This is a genomic window from Rhodococcus rhodnii NBRC 100604 (assembly GCF_001894925.1).
In the GTDB taxonomy this organism is placed as follows: Bacteria; Actinomycetota; Actinomycetes; order Mycobacteriales; family Mycobacteriaceae; genus Rhodococcus_F; species Rhodococcus_F rhodnii.
Genome location: NZ_BCXD01000044.1, coordinates 1 through 19,467, shown reverse-complemented (window position 1 = coordinate 19,467; position 19,467 = coordinate 1). Strand labels below are relative to the sequence as shown.

Genomic DNA, 19,467 nt, shown 5'->3' with positions numbered 1-19,467 from the left:
AGTGAGTGCGACGGCATTCGTCACCGAGGCGGCCGTCGCGCGCGCTGCGCAGGCGGTGGGCGCCGCGATCGACGCCGCCGCCGACCGTGGCGCCGTGGACGTGCGCCTCGAGAACGCGGCAGCACTCGCAGCGGCCAAGGTGAAGGTGGCCGTCGAGGAGCCCGCGCTGCGGGCCGCGGCTCAGCTGTTCGAGGTCGGCGGTGCGTCGGCGACGCGTGCCGGCAACGCGCACGACCGGCACTGGCGGAATCTGCGAACGCTGTTCTCGCACAATCCGACTCTCTACAAGTCCCGTGCGCTCGGGGAGGTCGCGGTCAACGGCACCGACCTGCCCGAGAGCGGGTTCTTCTGACGGTGAGCGAGCGCATGCGCACTCGGCGCGGTGCCGTGGCGGCATCGGCGTTCGCCGTCGCCGCGACCCTCGTCGCCTCGTGCGGTGTCGCGGGCGGCGCGCCTGCCGACGACCGCGGTCCGGCGTCGGGCGATCCTGCCACCCTCGTCTACGGCCATCAGCAGGAACCGCCGTGCGTCTACGGCGGCTGGGTCGAGCAGGCGTACCTGTCCTACCAGGTCATCGACAACCTCGTTGCTCTCGACGACGACGGCACCGTCGTGCCGTGGCTCGCGGACTCCTGGTCGGTCGACGACGCCGGGACCACCTGGACGCTGCAGTTGCGGGAGGGGCCGACCTTCAGCGACGGGACTCCGGTGGATGCCGAGGCCGTCGCCTACAACGTCGAGTACTGGCTCGGCGGAGGAAACAGCACCGCTTTCGCGTGGATCGGCGAGTACGTCGCGTCGGCGCAGGCGCAGGACGACCGCACGGTGACGGTGCACCTGCACCGGCCGTATCCGCGGTTCGTGGAGAACCTCAGCCAGCCCTACTTCGGAATCCAGTCGCGCCATGCGCTCGAAACCCGCACCGCGCAGGAGAACTGCTCGGCACCCATCGGGTCGGGGCCGTTCACAGTGACGGAATGGAACCGTGGGCTGAACATCGTCCTCGATCGGCGCGGCGACTACGACTGGCCGCCTGCGAATGCCGAGCACTCCGGGCCCGCGCGTCTCGAGCGCATCGACTGGCGATTCGTCACCGACCCGACGACTCGAACCGCAGCGTTACGGTCGGGCGAAGTCGACGCGATCTACGACGTCCAGGCGTTCGAGTGGGACAACCTCGACAGCGAGGGATACGAGCTGCAGAAATACGTCACGGGCGGGCGACCGCAGCAGATCTCGTTCAACACCGTCCGCGGCCCGTTCACCGACGAGCGGGTCCGAAAGGCGTTCGCGTACAGCCTCGATCGGCAGTCCGTGGTCGAGTCGGTCGGCATGGGCGTGATCCCCTACGAGGGCAACGGCCCGATGAGCGAGGCTACGCCCGCCTACAGCACCGAAGCCGCCGAGCGGTACTCGCAGGACCTCGGCCGGGCGGCGGCGCTGCTCGACGAGGCCGGGTGGGTGCTCGGCGACGACGGCGTGCGCACGAAGGACGGCCGGCCGCTCGACATCGTGTTCCCGTACGCGATCAATCGCACGATCAATCAGGACGGTTCCGCCATCGTGCAGGCGCTGCAGACGCAGGCCGAAGCGGTCGGCTTCCGGGTCGAGCTGATCCCGTACCCGCCGAGCGAAGCGGCCTCCGGCGTGTGGTCGAAACCCGACACCTACGACCTCACGATCGGGTACTGGACGGCCCTCGGCCCGGGGATCCTCCACGTGAACTGGCGTCAGAACCTCGAAGAGACACCGAATCCGGCGAACTCCGCGTTCTACAACGACCCGGAACTCGAAGCGATCATCCTCGCTGCCAACTCCGAGCCCGATGTCGAGCGGCAGTCGGAGTTGTACCGGCAGGCACAGGTGTACATCGCGGACAGGGCGCTGTCGATCGGCGTGTACGCGAGGCTCAGCACGCTCGCGATCGCCCCGAGCCTGGCCGGTGTCCGGCAGGAGAGATCACAGGGAGGACCGGTCTTCTATGACGCTCACTTCGATTGAGCCACAGTCTGTTCCGAGTCCGGAAGAGTTCGGCGACCGACGCGGGGTACGCGTACTGTCGCGACTGTTCTCGCGGGTGGGCGCGGCGGTCCTCGTCGCATGGGGCGCCGTCACCGCGGCGTTCCTCGCGCAGGTCGCGGCACCCGGCGACCGCGCGACGGCGATCATCAATCTCCGTACCGGGCAGGTGCAGGAACGTACTCCGGAGGAGATCGCACCGATCGCGGCGGAGTACGGCTTCGATCGGCCCGTCGTCCAGCAGTACCTCGGGTACCTCGGCGGACTGCTACGCGGCGATCTCGGCACGTCGTATCAGCAGCACCGGCCCGTGTGGGACATCATCGGCGAGCAGGTGACCGCGACGCTCGTACTCACCGTGACGGCGCTCGTGGCGGCCTGGCTGATCATGCTCGTGTGGGTCGTGGCCACGGCGGGCCGTACGCGCCGGGTACGCGGCCTCGGTGACGGGGTCGACACCGTGCTCGCGAGCCTGCCCCAGTACTGGATCGGTGTCGTGCTGATGCTGGTCTTCGCGCTCGGGCTGGGCTGGCTTCCGGTCGTCGGCGGCGGCCCGGTGACCGGACTGATCCTGCCGGCGCTCACGCTGGCTCTCCCGCTCGCCGGGTTCCTGGGGCAGGCGACGAGAACGGAGTTCGAGCGGACGCTCGAGCAACCGTTCGTGCTGTCCGCCCGCGTTCGGGGTATGGGCGACACCGCTATTCGGGTGCGGCACGTGCTCCGCCACGCGGCCCTCGCGCCGCTGACCCTGACCGGATGGGCGCTCGGCGCGACGATCTCGGGTGCCGTGATCGCCGAATCGCTGTTCACGCGACAGGGCCTCGGGCGCACTCTCGTGTCCGCCGTCGAGGCGCGCGATCTGCCCGTCGTGACGGGGATCGTCGTGCTCATCGCGCTGGTGTACGTGGTGGTCAACCTGGTCGTCGACGCCCTTTATCCGCTCATCGACCCGAGGTTGGCATCATGACCGCGTCTCTCACCGAATCGGTCGTCGCGCCGGGGACCGGCAGCGCCCCGAACCCGGGCGAGAGCCGACACCGGCGCGTGACCGCGGGAAACGTCGCCACGGGGATCGGTGTGGCGCTCGTCGCGACAGCACTGCTCGCGCCGTCGGTGCTGGCGCCGCGGGACCCGTCGGCGGTCGACCTGGACCACACGCTCGCGCCGCCGTCGCTGCACAACTGGTTCGGCACCGACGAGATCGGCCGCGACCTGTACACCCGTGTGGTGCACGGCGCGCGCGACTCGCTCGCCATCGGCGCGGGCGCCGCGGCCGTCGCCTTCCTGCTCGCGCTCGTCCTCGCCTCGGCCGCAGCGCTCGCTCCCGGCCCCGTCGCACGGGCGACCGACCGCGTGATCGACGTGCTGTTCGCCTTCCCCACGTTGCTGCTGGCACTGCTCACCGTCAGTGTGCTCGGACCGTCGACGTCGACCCTCGTCGTGGCGGTCGGGGTGGGTTGCGCGCCCGGATACGCGCGCATGATCCGTGCCCAGATGCTGCGCGCGCGTGGATCGGGGTACGTCGAAGCGGCGACGGCGCTCGGGCACTCGCGCAGTGCCGTCGTGCGTCGCCATATCGTGCCGAACTCGTTGCGCCCCTTGGTGGCTGTCTTCGCGCTGTCGATCGGGCAGTGCATCGTGTGGGCGTCGAGCCTCGCCTTCCTCGGGCTGGGAGTGGCGCCGCCCTCGCCGGAATGGGGCGCTCTGCTCGATGCGGGTCGCAGTTATCTCACCCGTGCGCCGTGGCTCGTCGTGATCCCCGGCCTGTTCATCGTCGCTCTCGCCCTCGTCACGACGGCGGTCGGGAGATCCCTGCAACACCGACTCGAACGAGGAGAGTGATCTCGATGTCGTTGCCCACACTCGACACCGCCAGGCTCGACACCCGAAGGCACAGCGCCGTCACGTCCGATGCCACGACGGCCGCGCCTGCGGTGCTCACCGCGAGGAATCTGCGCGCCGGATTCCATCGCGGCGGTCGCTACCGCGAGATCGTGCACGGCGTCTCGTTCACCCTCCGCGCCGACCGCTGCGTCGCGATCGTCGGCGAGTCGGGGTCCGGGAAAAGCGTCACCGCACGCACCCTCGTCGGACTGACCGGCCTGCACAGCGAAGTCTCGGCGGAGTCGCTGACCCTCGGCGACACGGATCTGCGCGGCCTCTCGGGGCGGCAGTGGCGGCGCGTGCGCGGCCGGCGAATCGGGTTCGTCCTGCAGGACGCGCTCGTGTCGCTCGATCCGGTGCGGCCGGTGGGGCGTGAGATCGACGAGGCGCTGCGCGTGCACGGCCGCGGCGGGCGCGCCGAGCGGCGCGAGCGGGTGCTCGACCTGCTCGGCCGGGCCGGCATCCCCGATCCCGAGGTCAGGGCCCGGCAACGACCCGGGGAGCTCTCGGGTGGTCTGCGCCAACGTGCACTGATCGCCTCCGCGCTCGCACTCGATCCCGAGGTCGTGATCGCCGACGAACCCACGACGGCGCTCGACGTCACGGTGCAGGCGCAGGTGCTCGACCTGCTCGAGGACGTCAAGGCGGAGGGGCGCTCGATCCTCCTCATCAGCCACGATCTGTCGGTCGTCGCGCACCTCGCCGACGAGGTGCTGGTGATGCAGGGCGGCCACGTCGTCGAACAGGGACCGGCAGCAGACGTGCTGAACGCGCCGCAGCACCCGTACACCCAGGCGCTGGTTCGCGCTGTTCCCGGTCTCGAGACGAGAGGGAGCCGGCTCTCGCTCGACCGGGGCGGCCCGCGTCCGGCGCCGCGTGAGCGCGTCGTCCCCGGCGAGCCGGTGCTCGAGGTGACCGGGATCGCGAAGATCTTCCGCGGCCCGGACGGCGCCGCACGTCGCGCCGTGGACGGCGTCGGGTTCACCCTGGCACGTGGCGAAACCCTCGGTGTCGTGGGCGAATCCGGTTCGGGGAAGTCGACGACGGCGCGGATCGCCCTCGCGCTCGAGGATCCCGACGAAGGCTCGGTGCGGCTCCTGGGAGAACCGTGGTCGGCCGTACCGGAACGCCGCCGCCGGGCCACGCGCAGCCGCATCACCGCCGTGTATCAGGATCCGCTCGGGTCGTTCGATCCGCGCTGGACCGTCGAGCGGATCCTCACCGATGCCATCCGTACCGACGAACGTGCGCGGCCTCGCGCAGCGCGCGACCGAGTCCGTTCGCTGCTCGACCAGGTCGGACTGTCGGAATCGGTGCGAGAACGCCACCCGCTGACGATGTCCGGCGGGCAGCGGCAGCGCGTCGCGATCGCGCGTGCGCTGGCCCCGAGGCCCGACATCGTGGTGCTCGACGAGGCCGTGTCGGCGCTCGACGTCTCGGTGCAGGCACAGATCCTCGACCTGCTGTCCGATCTCCAAGCCGAGTTCGGACTGAGCTACCTGTTCATCTCGCACGACCTCGGCGTCATCGGGCACATCAGTGATCGGGTCGTCGTCATGAAGAACGGCCGCATCGTGGAGGAGGGCTCTCCCGAGCAGTTGTTCACCGAACCGGACCACCCCTACACCAGAGGGCTCGTGAGTTCGCTTCGCTCCCTCGGTGTTCGGCGCTCCACGGGGGCGCGCACCGGCAACGGAAAGGCAGACCAGTGACCCAGAACCAGCCGCTCCTGTTCAACGCGTTCCTCATGAACACTCCGTCGCACATCCAGCACGGCCAGTGGCGGCACCCCGACGCCCGCCAGACGGAGTTCGACAACCTCGACCTCTGGGTCGACCTGGCCCGCACCCTCGAGGAGGGACTGTTCGACGCGATGTTCTTCGCGGACGTCTCGGGGCTGTACGGTCCCGCGGACGGCCGGTACGTCGACAACGTCCACGAGGGGTTGCAGATCCCGAGCAACGATCCGACGGTGCTGCTCGGGGCGCTCGCCGCCGTGACGGACCGCATCGGGCTCGCCACGACGTCGAACGTGATGCAGAACCCGCCGTTCAACTTCGCGCGACAGATCTCGACACTCGATCACCTCTCGCGTGGGCGCATCGCGTGGAACATCGTGACGTCGACGCAGGAGAACGCGGCCCGCAACTTCGGCCTGGACGCGCTCGTCGAGCACGACGAGCGCTACGAGTGGGCGGAGGAGTACGTCGACGTCGCCTACAAGCTGTGGGAGGGATCGTGGGACGACGACGCCCTCCTCGTCGACCGCTCGGGCGGGCGGTTCGCCGACCCGGACAAGATCCACAAGATCCGGCACCGCGGCGCGCGCTACAGCGTCGAGGGGCCGCATCTGCCGTCGCCGAGCCCGCAGCGAACCCCGCTGCTCTTCCAGGCCGGTGGGTCCCCGCGCGGCATCGCGTTCGCGGCGCGGCACGCGGAAGCGGTGTTCATCGCGACTCCCTCGCCCGAGGTCGCACGTACGCACATCGAGGGGGCGCGGGCCCAGGCGGTCGCGAACGGGCGACATCCCGACGACATCAAGTTCTTCCAAGGGCTGAGCATCGTGGCGGGGCGGACGGAGGCCGAGGCACAACGCCGGTACGACGACCTGCTCCAGTACGCCTCCGTCGTCGGATTCCAGACGCATGCGGCGCTCGGCATCCTCCCGGACGGCACGCGACTGCCCGAGGACACGCCACTGCGCGAGATCCCCAACAACGGCGGCCGAGGCCACGTCGAGTGGCTGCTGCAGGAGATCAAGGACCGCGAGCCGGTGCTCGGTGATCTGGTGCGCCGCAGGCTGATCGGGCAGGCCGTCGTGGGCACTCCCGACCGGATCGCCGACGAACTGGAGCGGTGGCGCGGCGCCGGTGTGGACGGCGTGAACCTCGTGAACTGGCGGCTGCCCGGGAGCTACGAGGAGTTCAACGAACTCGTGCTGCCGGAGCTTCAGCGGCGGGGCCTCGCCAAGACGTCGTACGGCGACGCGCGCACACTGCGCGGGCGCATCTTCGGCAGCGACAGGCTGCCCGACCGGCATCCCGCGGCCGCGTACCGGGGCGCGTTCTCGGAAGCGTCCCGGTACGCGGCGAGCGTGGTCCCGTGAGCGGGCTCGGGCTCAGCCGCGGTTGGCCTCGCTCGCCGATCGCGCGAGATCCGAGAGGAGCGGGGGGACGTCCATCTTCGGGACGACGGCGGTGATGTAGGCCATCGCGTCGGTGTGGGCGGCGGACTCGGCGAGGGCGTCGGCGAGTTCGCCGACGGTGCGGACGGTCCGTGAGATGTGGCCCTCCACGCCGAGGGTGTCGGGGACGTTCTCCCACTTCCACCGCACGATGTCGTTGTAGCGGGCGTTCTCGCCGTGGATCGCGCGCTCGACGGTGTAGCCGTCGTTGTCCACCACGACGACGACGGGCGCGAGTCCCTCGCGGGAGAAGGTGCCGAGTTCCTGGATCGTGAGCTGGGCGGCGCCGTCGCCGATGAGCAGGACCGGGCGGCGGTCGCGATCGGACAGACCCGCGCCCAGTGCGGCGGGCAGCGTGTAGCCGATCGACGCCCACAGCGGCTGCCCGATGAAGGTCACGCCGCTCGGCAGCCGGTGACCGGCCATGCCGTAGAACGACGTGCCCTGATCGGCGAGGACGATGTTGCCGGGAGTCAGCGCGCCCGCGAGCATGTTCCACAGCGTCTGCTGGTCGAGCGGACGGTCGGGATCGCCGGCGTCGGTGGCCGGGCTCGGCGGTCCCGCCGGCGACGCGGCAGCGGGTGTGCGGGTGCCGCGCTCCTCGACGATGCGCGCGAGGGTCTCGAGCGCGGTGTGCATGTCGAGCGGCGCGTAGACCGTTCCCGCGACGGTGCTCTGATGCGGACCGACGTCGATGACGCGTGCCTGGTCGAGTTTCTGGCTGAAGAATCCGCTCACCATGTCGGTGAACTGGACGCCGGCGGTGACCAGGACGGGGGCGTCCTCGACGGCGGCGCGCACCGACGGCTCGCTCGCGGCCCCGGCGTAGATGCCGAGGTAGTCGGGCGAACTCTCGTCGAGCAGGCTCTTGCCCCACACGAGCGTCGCGAACGGGACGGTGTCGGCGCTCAGCAACGCCTGCAGTTGCGGGACGGCATCGAGCCGGTGGACGAGGAGGTCGGCGAGGACCGTCACCTGCTCGTCGGCGACGAGGTCGCGTGCCGCGCGCTCGAACAGCGCGAGCGCACCCGGGCTCGTGCCGCCGCCGTAGCGGACCAGCGGTGCCGTGGGCGGATCGGCGGGGAACCGCGCGACGTCCGTCGCGAGCAGCAGGTAGCCGGGCAGCTTCTGCTCCCGGACCTCCGAGAGCACGCGATCGATCTCGCGTGTCGCGGTGGCCGGCGTGAGGTTGGCCTGTGCGCACGTGATCTCGCGGCTCATCCGCAGGAACCGCTCGAAGTCGCCGTCGCCGAGGGTGTGGTGCACTGCGCGACGCGCGACCTGGGCGTCGGTCGAGGGCGCGCCGACGACGTGCACGACGGGGACGTGCTCGGCGTAGCTGCCGGCGATCGCGTTGGCGGCGGACAGTTCACCGACACCGAACGTCGTCACGAGGGCGGCCATCCCGCGCAGCCGGCCGTAGCCGTCCGCGGCGTAGCCGGCGTTGAGTTCGTTCGCGTTGCCGACCCAGCGCACCGTGGCGTGGTCCTCGACGTGATCGAGGAACTCGAGGTTGAAGTCGCCGGGAACACCGAAGATCTCGGTCACGCCCAGCTCGGCGAGACGGTCGAGGAGGTAGTCGCCGACCGTGTAGGAGGAAGCGGGTGTGCTCATGACCCCGAAACTACGGGCACACGGTGCCGGTGTGCAGAAGATGCGCGGGGCGTCTCACCACATCGGCGGCTTGTCGTCGTCCTCGTGCTCGCGCCGCTGCGCCGCGCGCACCTGCCCGCGGAACCGCATCGCGAAGACGATCCAGCCGATCACGGCGACGAGCACGAAGCTCACCAGCCGGTACACGACGATCGCCGAGAGCGCCTGCGCTCCGGTCATTCCTGCCGCGGTGAGCGTGGGAACGAGGACGGCGTCCATGACGCCGAGCCCGGCGGGGAGCAGCGGGATCGCCGACTTCGCGGCGTTGCTCGCGGCGTACGCGACGGCGAGACCGGCCAGGCTCGGTGCCCCGCCGATCGCGTAGCACGCGAAGGCCAGGCACGCGGCGTCCGCGATCCAGTTGAGCAGGGACCAGCCGAGCGAGCGGGCGCCGTCCGCACGCGACATCCGTACCGCGCCGATCTGCTCGACGATCCGATGCCAGCGATCGACGCCGTGATCGGCGGCGAGTTTGCGGACGCGGTTGACCATGCGGATCGCCGTGACACCGACGCCTTCGAGCGCACCCGGCCGAGACGCCGCGTACTGCGCGAGGACGACGAACGCGAACATCGCGGCGGCGGAGAACAGCAGCGAGAACGGGTTCTTCGCGGCGCCGACGAGCAGCGTCCCGCCGATGCCGATGACGGCGAGCCCGATGGCCTGGAGCGCACCGGCCATGACGAGTTGCCAGCTCGCGACGACGGGCGACGCGCCCCACCGCCGCGTCGCCTGATACGTGAAGGTCGCGGCGATGAGCGGGCCGCCGGGCAGCGTGACGCTGATCGAGTTCGCGGCGAACGCGACCGACAGCGACTGCCGTTGCCGGACGATCACATCGGCGACGCCCAGCAGTGTGCGCTGGACGCTCGCGAAGCTCGTCATCGACACGACGGACGCGACGATCGCCGCTGCGAGCCAGCCCCACCGGATGTCGCCGAGCGTCATGACGCTCTCGGACAGCTCCGGCCAGATGAGGACGATCTCGACGGTGAGGACGACGACGAGGACCGCTCCGATGCCCCAGCGCAGCGCACGGCGACGTGAGGATCGTGCGGCGGGGGAGGGCGGGTCGTCGGTCATCGGGACTCATTGAATCAACAGAGTCGCCGACCGGCGGGTATTTCGGTGCCGTCAGGCCCGTCGCACGACGGTCACGGGGCACTGCGCGTGGTGGAGAACGTTCTGGCTGGTCGAGCCGAGGACCGCCGACAGCAGGGTGCCGCGGCCGTGGCTGCCGACGACGACGAGCCCCGCGCCGTCGGCGTGGTCGAGCAGCGTGCGCGCCGGGTTTCCCTCCGTCGAGACCTCGGTGACCCGCACGTCGGGGTGATCGGCGGAGAGTCCCGAGAGCGACTGGGAGAGCAGTGCGGCCTCTTCGTCGCGGACCTCGTCCCAGTCGACGAACATGCCGGTGCCCCACGCTCCCACCGAGCCCGCACCCGTCCACGCGTGGACCGCCGTCAGCGGCGCCCCGAACCGGTCGGCGTAGTCGAACGCGTAGCGCACGGCGCGGTCGCTCGTCTCGCTGCCGTCGACACCGACGACGACGGGCTTGGTCGACGGGCCGGTCGTGTCCTCGCCCGCCCACACCGTCACGGGGCATGTCGCGCGCCCGACGACGTGCAGCGCCGTCGTTCCGACGAGCCGCGATTGGACGGCGCCGACGCCGGTGCGGCCCAGCACGATCATCCGCGCGTTCGCCGCGGACTCGACCAGGTGGAGCGCCGCCGGCCCGGGACCGTGGGACGTCTCGATACGCAGGTCGGGGTGCCGGGCGGCGACGGCCTCGCCCGCGGCGCGGAGGATCTCGTTCGCGTCCTCGGTGAGCTCCGCGAGGAAGTCGGCCTCGGCGAGGATCGCCGCGGGCGTGTAGAGCGGGATGTCGCGCGGAAGTGCGTAGGTGAGCAGGAGCGTCGCGTCCCACGCGTCGGCGAGCGAGGCCGCCCACTGCGCCGCCGAGACGGACGTGTCCGAGCCGTCGAGTCCGGCGACGACGAGATCCTGCCGCCGGCGTTCCGAGTGCGCGCTCATCGTTCGGGGTGTCCTTCCGTCGTGCGATCCGGGGTCGAGAGTGAGGTCACGTGTGGAGTCGCCGTGCGGCGCGCCGGGCCGTGCGCCACGCGGGCGCGATGCCCGCGGTCACCGCGTCGCGTCGTGCGATCTGATGTGCATAGAGTGCGCCGAGCGCGAAGCCCGTCGGGCACGAATGCGTGTGGCCCGGTTGTTCGCTCATCGCGGCGAGGTGCTCGGCCGCGACGACGGCGTCCTGGTATTCGCCCAGATCGTCCTGCAGGTCCCGGAATCTGCCCCGGCCCGAGCGGCCACCCGCGAGCGGCGTCGTCGCTTCGAGGGCGTAGCGCAGCTTCTTCGCCGATTTGCGGGCGCGGTGCACTCGTTCGGGGTGCGGATCGGGGTGTTTCGTCGCGCGGCCGACGTGCCGGTCGACCTTGTCGGTGAGCTGCACGACGCTCGACCGCACCTTCCCGGTGCGCCGGGGCCCGGTCGTCGCGGCAGCGGTGAGCGCGTCGAGCCGCCGGCGAAGGTCGAGGTAGCCGTCGTCGTCGAGGGTCGAGCGGGTGAGTCCGGCCGCGGCGTCCGCGAGCGCGGAGAAGTGCTCGTCGATGCACGCGAGCGCGGCGGTGCGGTGGGCGTCGGCGCGGGGGTCGTCGGGCCACGCTGCTCCCGAGTTCGCGACGGCGCTCAGCCTTGCCCACTGGACCTCGACGTCGCGTGCGTGCGACAGCCGTCGACCCAGCTCGCGCAGTTCGTCGATCAGCGGCGGAACCTCCGTGAGGTCGAGCGCGGATCCGAAGGTCTGGAGCGCACTGCGGATGCGTCGCGCCGCGACCCGCATCGCGTGCACGGACCCGGTGGAGTCGATACGCAGCGACAGATCGGCGATCGCCATCGCGGCGAGTTGTTCGCGCAGGTACGCCACGACGGCGCCGCGACCGGAGTCGTCCTCGGCGTCGGGCAGGGAGGTGTCGACGGCGCGCCCCAGCGCGTGGGGGAGTGCCGCGCGGACGAACCCCGCGTGGTCCAGCGCGTGTGCGATCCGGGCGGGCACGCGGGCGTCGGGAGCGGGGATCACGACCTCGACCGCGATGCACCGGCGCAGCCGACGTGCCTCGGCGACCGACAGCGGCGGATGTGCCGACGCCACGGTGTCGACGATGATCTCGAGTCCGCCGGCCGCCGCGTCGTCGGGGTCGTCGTCCAGCCGGTGGCGCGATCGCATCGTCGTGAATCGCGCGACCGGGACGAGGGGCGCGTCGAGGGTGATGCCGCGCAGCAGCTCGACCACATGATTCGGCACGACGTAGGCGTCGGCCGGATCGGCCCCGGGATCGTCCTCGACGGTCAGCCGCGTCGTTCCGTCGCCGCCGGGCAGCGCCAGCGTCCATCGGCCGCCGTTCGCGTCGTCGTGCCGCGACAGCGTGATCCCGTGCGCGAGCCCGCGGCGGTCGGTGGTGTCGTAGCACCGGAAACTCTGCGGTGCGCTCGCGGTGCGCGTGCTCGCGAGTTCGGTCGGCCACACGGCGCCGGGCCCGGCGTCCCACGCCTGCCCGGTTGCCCACGACCCCGCGCTCATGCCGTCCATCCTGCCCAGTGGCGAGCGCACGTGGGTGCCGTTCGCCGCGATCGTGTCACGCACGTCGCCACCGAACGCGGAAAGGGCCGCCGAGGATCACCGAACGGTCTCGAATCGGGGGCCGAAAACCCCACTCCCGATTACCACTTCATGTATCGCCACGTGCGCGCCAGTGCGTCCGGGGTGGCGTTCGGCCAGGTGACGGGGACGACGCGGGCCGGTGCGCGAGACAGGGCCGCAGCGGGCCCGGGTGACGGACGTAACGATTCCATTCGTGTTCGGGATGACGAGAGCACAGGACGTATACGGTGTTGTCCGCGGATCCCGTCACGTGCGTCCCACTGATCACACGCGTTGCCGATCGGAACAGGACGACCCCGCGGTGGTCGCGGACCGCCGACCGCGGACCTTCAGGAGGCCAGAGTCATGCGAGTACCTGCCCGTTCACCGCGCCGTCGTCGCCTGCGGTTGATGATCCAGCTGTTCGCCGCCCTGCTCGTGGCACCGTTGGCGCTCTCGGTCGCCGGGCCGGCTCCGGCCGCCCAGGCCGACCCGTATCAGCGCTTCCACGAGGACTTCGTCCCCGCGCCCGGCGGCATCGGGCAGATCAAGGTGCGTATCTGGCTCGCGAACAACGGCAGCAATCGTGCCGTCTACCTGCTCGACGGCTTGCGCGCGACGTGGGACGTGAGCGGCTGGGAGCACGAGACGAACGCCGCCTGGCTCGCCGATCACGGCGTCAACGTGATCATGCCGGTCGGTGGCGAGTCGAGCTTCTACGCCGACTGGTACGCGCCGTCGAACTTCAACGCACAGCCGTTCACCTACAAGTGGGAGTCGTTCCTCACGCAGAACCTGCCCGATCACCTGGCGGGCCGGTACGGCATCTCGCGCAACAACAACGCGGTGGTCGGCCTGTCGATGGGTGGCAACGCGGCGCTGATCCTGGCGGCGTACCACCGCAACCAGTTCGCCTTCGCCGGTTCGCTGTCGGGGTACCTGAACCTGTCGGCGCCGGGGATGCCCGAAGCGATTCGCGTGGCGATGATCGACGCGGGCCGCTACAACTCCGACGCGATGTGGGGCCCGCCGTGGGATCCCGCGTGGCGACGCCACGATCCGTTCGTCGCCGCACCGCAGCTGCGGGGCCTCCCGATGTGGATCTCCGCGGGCAGCGGCCTGCCGGGCGCGTACGACCAGCCGGTGGCGCCGATCGACTACTACAACACCGCGAACGCGATGGGACTCGAAGCGCTCGCGCTGACCCAGAACCGCGCGTTCCAGGTGCGGCTCGCGACGCTCGGCATCGGTGCGCACTTCGACTTCCCCGCGCAGGGCACCCACAAGTGGGGCTACTGGCAGGACCAGTTGTGGGCGATGCTCCCCATGCTCAAGGGCTCGATCGGGGCCTGAGGCCCGGGCCGGGCGCCGGCGGTCGCCCGGCGCCCGGCCCGCCGCTCCCGTCTTCCGTAGGGTGGCGGCATGACGCGCTGGAGCGAGCACGACATCCCCGACCAGACCGGCCGCACCTTCGTGGTGACGGGAGCGAACAGCGGATTGGGTGCCGTCGCGGCACGCGCGCTCGGCAGCCGCGGTGCGCGTGTCGTTCTCGCGGTGCGCGACACCGCGAAGGGTGACGCCGTCGCCGCCGAGATCGGACCGAACGCAGAGGTCCGGCACCTCGACCTCGCCGATCTCGCGTCGATCGAGCGGTTCGCCGACGCGACGGGCCCGGTCGACGTCCTGATCAACAACGCGGGCGTCATGGCGGTGCCGCTGCGGCGCACCGCCGACGGCTTCGAGATGCAGTTCGGCACCAACCATCTCGGTCACTTCGCGCTCACGGGCCGCTTGCTCGATCGGATCTCCGACCGTGTCGTCACGATGTCGAGCGCGCTGCACGGATCGGGACGATGAATCTCGGCGACCCGAACTACGAGAACCGCCGGTACAGCGCATGGCTCGCGTACGGGCAGAGCAAACTCGCGAACCTGCTGTTCGCGTACGAGTTGCAGCGACGTCTCGCGGCGTCGGGATCGCAGGTGCGGTCGCTCGCCGCGCACCCGGGCTACGCGTCGACGAACCTTCAGAGCCACACCGAGTCGGTGATGGACAAGGTCATGGCCGTCGCGAACTCGACGGTGGCGCAGTCGGCGGAGATGGGTGCGCTGCCCGAGCTGTATGCGGCGACGTCGCCGAACGCCTTCGCGGGCGCGTACATCGGGCCGGGCGGCCCGTTCGGCGTTCGCGGCTACCCGCAGGTCGTGTCGTCGAACCGCAAATCGCACGACGAGGACGTCGCGGCGCGGCTGTGGGAACTCTCGGAGCGCCTCACCGGGGTGCGCTACCTGTCCTGATCTCCGGAGTCACGGGGTCACGGGCCCTTCGTCGTCGGCGCCGCCCTCGCCGGACCAGTCGGATTCGCCGGACCCGGTCCCGGGATCGGATTCGACGTCGTCCTTCGCGCCGGCGGGGCTGGTGCCGACCTATTCGGTGTCGGGTTCGGGCGCATCCTCGCGGTCGGGTGACGTGTTCTCGGACACGAGAACTCCTTTCGTCGCGTTCGCCCACCATCGCACGTCGGCGAGGCCGCGTGGGTCGCCGGCGGGGGCGGACTCGACGTGAGGCCACTTATCGTAGTGGAACTACGAAAACGTAGTATGACTATGATTGCAGCATGGTCTGGGACGCTCCGAAAGATCGGCGGCGACGCCGCACGCGCACGGCGGTGCTCGACGCCGCACACCGCCTGTTCACGGTGAACGGTTTCCGCGCGACCTCGGTCGAGTCGCTCGCCGAGGCGGCCGATGTCGCGCTGAGTTCGATCTACGCGAACTTCCCCGGTGGCAAGGCAGACGTGTATCTCGCGCTGGCGGTCCGGCTCGCGGACGAGCACGCCGCGACGATGACCGGCGCGCTCGCGCGGCCGGGGGTGGGTGCCGCCGCCGCGTTCGACGCCTACGTGCAGTTCCATCGCGACGAGCCGGGAGCGTTCCGGTTGCTCGGGCTCACCGACGTCTCGGACGCCGACTCCGATCTCGTCGCCGAGGCGCGGACCAGGATCGGTGAGACCCTGCGCGGCGTCGCGGCCACGGCGGCGGCCGCGATCGGCGGGCCGGACGCGCAGCGCCGCGTACTGCTGGTCTGGGCGATGGTGAACGGCATCCTCGCGCTGCGCGAGCGGGGGCTCGTCGATGCGGTCACGGCCGACGCGTTGCTGGGTGACGCTCGCGCGAGCGTGGCGTCGTGACGCGGGGCGAGCTGGGTGCGGCGGCGCGGTGGGCGGTCGCGGCGAGTGCCCTTGCCGGGCAGTCCCGGGCGATGCGCGATCTCGTGCGGTGGCCCGCACGGCCTCGTGCCGCGGCAGAGTTGCCGTCGCCGCCCGACACGGCGCTCGTGCGAGCGGCGCGCGATCACGCCCGAATGCTGTTGAGCCCGGCCGTCTTCGAGCACAGCGAGCGATGCTGGCACTGGGCGAGCGCGTTCGCGCGGATCGACGCCCGGCATCCGGACGCCGAGCCGCTCTATCTCGCCTGCCTGCTGCACGACGTCGCGCTCGGGGCGCCGGCGTCGCCGCGTGCCGGGTGCTTCGCGGCGCTCGGCGGGCAGGGCGCGGCGGAGTTCCTGAAGGCGAACGACGGTGGGGCGTGGGCGTACGTCGTCGCGACCGCGATCGCGCGCCACATGGATCCCCGCACTCCCGAGGTGAGCGACGAGGCGGCGCTGCTGCACGACGCCGCGCATCTCGACGTCGCGGGGCGGCGTTTCGCGGAGGTGCCGGGGGAGGTCGTCGGGGCCGTGCTCGCGGCGCATCCCCGTACGGGGTTCGCGCGGGAGTTCACGTGTCTGCTGCGGGGCGAGGCGCGGGTGCGGCCACGCTCGACGGCGGCCGTCCTGTGGCGGTGCGGAACGAGATTGCCGATCGCCCGAAATCCGCTGGACCGGATGCCATCATGACCATCTATGGCCGAGGTGCCCCGTGATCGCAGCTTCGATCGCTACCTGACCTTCCTCGACGCGATCGTCGCGATCGCGATCACCTTGCTCGTGCTGCCGCTGGTCGACCTCGCGACCGAGCACGACGGAACCGCGGTGGAGTTGCTGACCGGCCGTCTCGGTGAGCTGGGTGCGTTCGCGTTGAGCTTCGTGGTCCTGTTCCGGTTCTGGTGGGGGCAGCGCAACGTCGTCCGTTACGTCGTCGTCGACGATCCGTTCGTGAACGATGCTCTGTTCGTGTGGGTGGCAGCGATGGTGGTCCTGCCGTTTCCGTCGGCGCTCATCGCGACGAACGGCGACGACGCCCTCACCCGTGGCCTCTACATCGGCACGATGCTCGTCGGTGCGACGGCGCTCACCGCCGCGTCGTGGGCGACGGGGCGCGATCCGGCGATCACCGGCGGCGCGACACCGCCGGATCTCGGCAACTCGGTGACCTTCACTCTGATCCTCGCGGTGGCTCTCGTGCTCACGCTCGCGTTCCCCGCGACGTCGTACTACCCGTTGCTGTTGCTACTGCTGTCGAGGTGGGTCCGCAACGGCGTCGGGGTTCTGACGTCGCGTTTCGCCCGGAGCGAATGACGGAATGACGACCGTGCGCAGTGCCGTTGACCTGCACGTGCTATCAATGGCGTGCGACCGGGAATTGATCGCACCACAGGCACGTTAGTTGAGTCAGACCTACTCAACTTCTAGGAGGCTTCGGAATGCCAGCATTCTTCGGGCCCGAGGGCCCCGGCCGGATCGACATCAGCCGGCTGATGAGCCGCGCGACGCAGGACCTCATGGCCGAGGCGGCGCGTTTCGCCGCAGGCCGTGGCGACTCGGAACTCGATGCGCTGCACGTTCTCCACGTCATGGCGGAGCAGGATCCCACGCGGAACCTGATGCAGCGTGCGGGCGCGCAGCCCACCGCGGTCACCGCGGCGGTCGAGGCGCGGCTCCCACAGACCGGCCCGACGGCCGGTTCCCCCGCTCCCGCGCTCAGCAGCGTCCTCAAGGGCGCGCTGCTCGAAGCGCACCAGCTCGCACGGGCACTCGGCTCGACCTACTTCGAGCCCGAGCACCTGTTCGTCGCATTCGCGGCGGACGAAGGACACACGGTGGGGCGGCTGCTGCGCGAGCAGGGGCTCACCGCCGAGACCCTGCAGACCGCGGTCCAGGGCGGCACCGCCGAGGAGGCGGAGGCCGACAGCGACACCCCGACGCTCGACAAGTACGGCGTCGACCTCACCGAACGTGCTCGGTCGGGCGAGATCGACCCGGTGATCGGGCGTGCGCTCGAGATCGAGCAGACCGTCGAGATCCTGTCGCGCCGCACCAAGAACAACCCCGTCCTCATCGGTGAAGCGGGTGTCGGCAAGACCGCGATCGTCGAGGGGCTCGCACAGCGCATCGTCGACGAGGACGTTCCCGAGCGGCTCGTGGGCAAGCGCCTCGTGCAGCTCGAGATGTCCGCGATGGTGTCCGGCACGCGCTACCGCGGTGACTTCGAGGAGCGGCTCACCAAGCTCGTCGACGAGATCACCGCGCACAAGGACGAGCTGATCGTGTTCATCGACGAGATGCACACGATCGCGGGTGCCGGTGCGGGTGCCGACGGCGCGATGGACGCGGGCAACATCCTCAAGCCCAAGCTCGCGCGCGGCGACCTGCACATCGTGGGCGCCACGACGCTCGACGAGTACCGCAAGCACATCGAGAAGGACTCGGCGCTCGAACGGCGGTTCCAGCCCGTCACGGTGGACGAGCCGTCGACCGAGGACGCGATCGCGATCCTCGCGGGACTCAAGGACCGCTACGAGGAGCATCACGGCGTGCACTACACGACCGATGCGATCGTCGCGGCCGTGGATCTCTCGGCCCGCTACATCGGTGACCGGTTCCTGCCCGACAAGGCGATCGACCTCATCGACCAGGCCGGCGCGCGGCTCTCGCTGCGGTCGCCCAAGGTCGACGGGGAGGCCATGAAGGCACGTCTCGCTCAGCTCGAGTCCGACAAGGAGGCCGCCGTGGCCGCCGAGGACTATGAGACGGCGTCGACGGTGCGTGACCAGATCACCAAGCTGGCGGCCCGGATCGACGGCAAGCCGGACACGTCCGGCGACGACGTGCCCGAGGTGACGTCGGAGATGATCGCCGAGGTCGTCTCGCGGGCGACGGGCGTTCCCGCGAGCCAGATGACGCAGGAGGAGAAGGATCGCCTGCGCCGGCTCGAGGAGGAACTGCACCGCCGCGTCATCGGCCAGGACGACGCCGTGCGGGCGATCGCCCGTGCCGTGCGCCGGTCGCGGACCGGCATGAGCGATCCGGATCGCCCCGTGGGCAGCTTCCTGTTCCTCGGCCCGACCGGCGTCGGCAAGACGGAGCTCGCGAAGGCTCTCGCCGCGGCGCTGTTCGGCGACGAGAACAAGATGGTGCGGTTCGACATGAGCGAGTTCGGCGAGCGGCACACCGTGTCGCGGCTCGTCGGTGCACCTCCCGGCTACGTCGGCTACGACGAGGCGGGGCAGCTCACCGAGCAGGTGCGGCGCAATCCGTACTCGGTGATCCTGCTCGACGAGATCGAGAAGGCGCACCCGGACGTGTTCAACACGCTCCTGCAGGTGCTCGACGACGGACGGCTGACCGACGGTCAGGGCCGAACGGTGGACTTCAAGAACACCGTGCTGATCATGACCAGCAACCTCGGCTCGGACATCATCTCGAGCAAGGGCGGCGCGATCGGGTTCGCGACCGGCGACGAGGACGCGGCCGAGAAGCCGCTCCGCGACCGCGTCATGGCTCGCCTGCGCGAGTCGATGCGGCCGGAGTTCCTCAACCGGATCGACGAGATCGTGATGTTCCGCAAGCTGGGCGGCGATCAGCTGCACCGGATCACCGACCTCATGCTCGAGGACAGCCGGAAGCGGCTGGGTGACAAGGGCATCGAGATCACGTTCTCCGATGCCGCGGTCGACTGGATCGCCGAGCACGGGCACCAGCCCGAGTTCGGTGCGCGGCCGCTGCGTCGCTCGATCCAGCGGGTCGTGGACGACCGGATCGCGGACATGCTGCTCGACGACCTCATCGTCGAAGGCGGCAAGGTCTCGGTCGACGTCACCGGCGACGACCTCGATCTGCAGATCGCGTAACT

14 protein-coding genes and 2 pseudogenes are annotated in these 19,467 nt (G+C 70.6%); 12 read left to right on the top strand and 4 right to left on the bottom strand.

Going from position 1 to position 19,467, the window contains the following annotated elements:
• The 6 genes and pseudogenes from RR1_RS20680 to RR1_RS20655 all read left to right on the top strand — a co-directional run.
• Positions 1-352, top strand: a pseudogene (locus tag RR1_RS20680) (acyl-CoA dehydrogenase family protein); the annotation flags it as partial.
• Between the two features lie 14 nt (positions 353-366).
• Positions 367-2,001: an ABC transporter substrate-binding protein gene (locus RR1_RS20675; RefSeq protein WP_010839049.1), complete on the top strand. Its 1,635-nt coding sequence runs from the start codon at positions 367-369 to the stop codon at positions 1,999-2,001.
• A 76-nt stretch (positions 2,002-2,077) separates the two neighbouring features.
• Entirely contained in the window at positions 2,078-2,986 is a 909-nt protein-coding gene (locus RR1_RS20670; RefSeq protein WP_010839050.1) for an ABC transporter permease, read from the top strand.
• Positions 2,983-3,861: an ABC transporter permease gene (locus RR1_RS22665; protein ID WP_072713747.1), complete on the top strand. Its 879-nt coding sequence runs from the start codon at positions 2,983-2,985 to the stop codon at positions 3,859-3,861. The genes RR1_RS20670 and RR1_RS22665 overlap by 4 nt, the downstream gene beginning before the upstream one ends.
• 5 nt (positions 3,862-3,866) lie before the next feature.
• Positions 3,867-5,615 carry a dipeptide ABC transporter ATP-binding protein gene (locus RR1_RS20660; RefSeq protein ID WP_040775189.1) on the top strand — a complete coding sequence of 583 codons (1,749 nt, stop codon included), beginning with the start codon at positions 3,867-3,869 and terminating at the stop codon, positions 5,613-5,615.
• Entirely contained in the window at positions 5,612-7,009 is a 1,398-nt protein-coding gene (locus tag RR1_RS20655; protein WP_010839992.1) for an LLM class flavin-dependent oxidoreductase, read from the top strand. The genes RR1_RS20660 and RR1_RS20655 overlap by 4 nt, the downstream gene beginning before the upstream one ends.
• A 12-nt stretch (positions 7,010-7,021) precedes the next feature.
• Here the strand turns inward: RR1_RS20655 and RR1_RS20650 are convergent, their stop codons facing one another.
• From RR1_RS20650 to RR1_RS20635, 4 genes are read right to left on the bottom strand one after another with little or no spacing between them, the layout of a single operon-like run.
• Positions 7,022-8,701 (bottom strand): alpha-keto acid decarboxylase family protein, encoded by a 1,680-nt coding sequence (locus RR1_RS20650; RefSeq protein ID WP_010839993.1) that lies wholly within the window; start codon positions 8,699-8,701, stop codon positions 7,022-7,024.
• Positions 8,702-8,755: 54 nt separating this feature from the next.
• Entirely contained in the window at positions 8,756-9,823 is a 1,068-nt protein-coding gene (locus RR1_RS20645) for a lysylphosphatidylglycerol synthase transmembrane domain-containing protein (protein WP_010839994.1), read from the bottom strand.
• Between the two features lie 51 nt (positions 9,824-9,874).
• On the bottom strand, positions 9,875-10,774 hold the full coding sequence (locus tag RR1_RS20640) for a universal stress protein (RefSeq protein WP_010839995.1): 900 nt from the start codon (positions 10,772-10,774) through the stop codon (positions 9,875-9,877).
• Between the two features lie 46 nt (positions 10,775-10,820).
• Entirely contained in the window at positions 10,821-12,398 is a 1,578-nt protein-coding gene (locus RR1_RS20635; protein ID WP_010839996.1) for a CYTH and CHAD domain-containing protein, read from the bottom strand.
• A 363-nt stretch (positions 12,399-12,761) separates the two neighbouring features.
• Here RR1_RS20635 and RR1_RS20630 point away from each other — a divergent pair, with 363 nt between their 5' ends.
• The 6 genes and pseudogenes from RR1_RS20630 (at position 12,762) to RR1_RS20600 (ending at position 19,465) form a co-directional block, all read left to right on the top strand.
• Complete coding sequence (locus tag RR1_RS20630; RefSeq protein ID WP_081634256.1) at positions 12,762-13,748, top strand: alpha/beta hydrolase; 987 nt, start codon at positions 12,762-12,764, stop codon at positions 13,746-13,748.
• Positions 13,749-13,817: 69 nt separating this feature from the next.
• A pseudogene (locus RR1_RS20625) lies at positions 13,818-14,692 on the top strand (oxidoreductase).
• 320 nt (positions 14,693-15,012) lie between these two features.
• Positions 15,013-15,585: a TetR/AcrR family transcriptional regulator gene (locus tag RR1_RS20615; RefSeq protein WP_010840003.1), complete on the top strand. Its 573-nt coding sequence runs from the start codon at positions 15,013-15,015 to the stop codon at positions 15,583-15,585.
• The gene (locus RR1_RS20610) at positions 15,582-16,292 is read left to right on the top strand and encodes an HD domain-containing protein (RefSeq protein ID WP_010840004.1); all 711 of its coding nucleotides are present in this window, start codon (positions 15,582-15,584) and stop codon (positions 16,290-16,292) included. Before RR1_RS20615 ends, RR1_RS20610 begins: the two co-directional genes overlap by 4 nt.
• Before the next feature lie 6 nt (positions 16,293-16,298).
• Positions 16,299-16,913, top strand: coding sequence for a TMEM175 family protein (locus RR1_RS20605; RefSeq protein ID WP_010840005.1), 615 nt, complete (start codon positions 16,299-16,301; stop codon positions 16,911-16,913).
• Positions 16,914-17,038: 125 nt separating this feature from the next.
• Positions 17,039-19,465 carry an ATP-dependent Clp protease ATP-binding subunit gene (locus RR1_RS20600; RefSeq protein WP_010840006.1) on the top strand — a complete coding sequence of 809 codons (2,427 nt, stop codon included), beginning with the start codon at positions 17,039-17,041 and terminating at the stop codon, positions 19,463-19,465.
• Positions 19,466-19,467 lie beyond the last annotated feature (2 nt).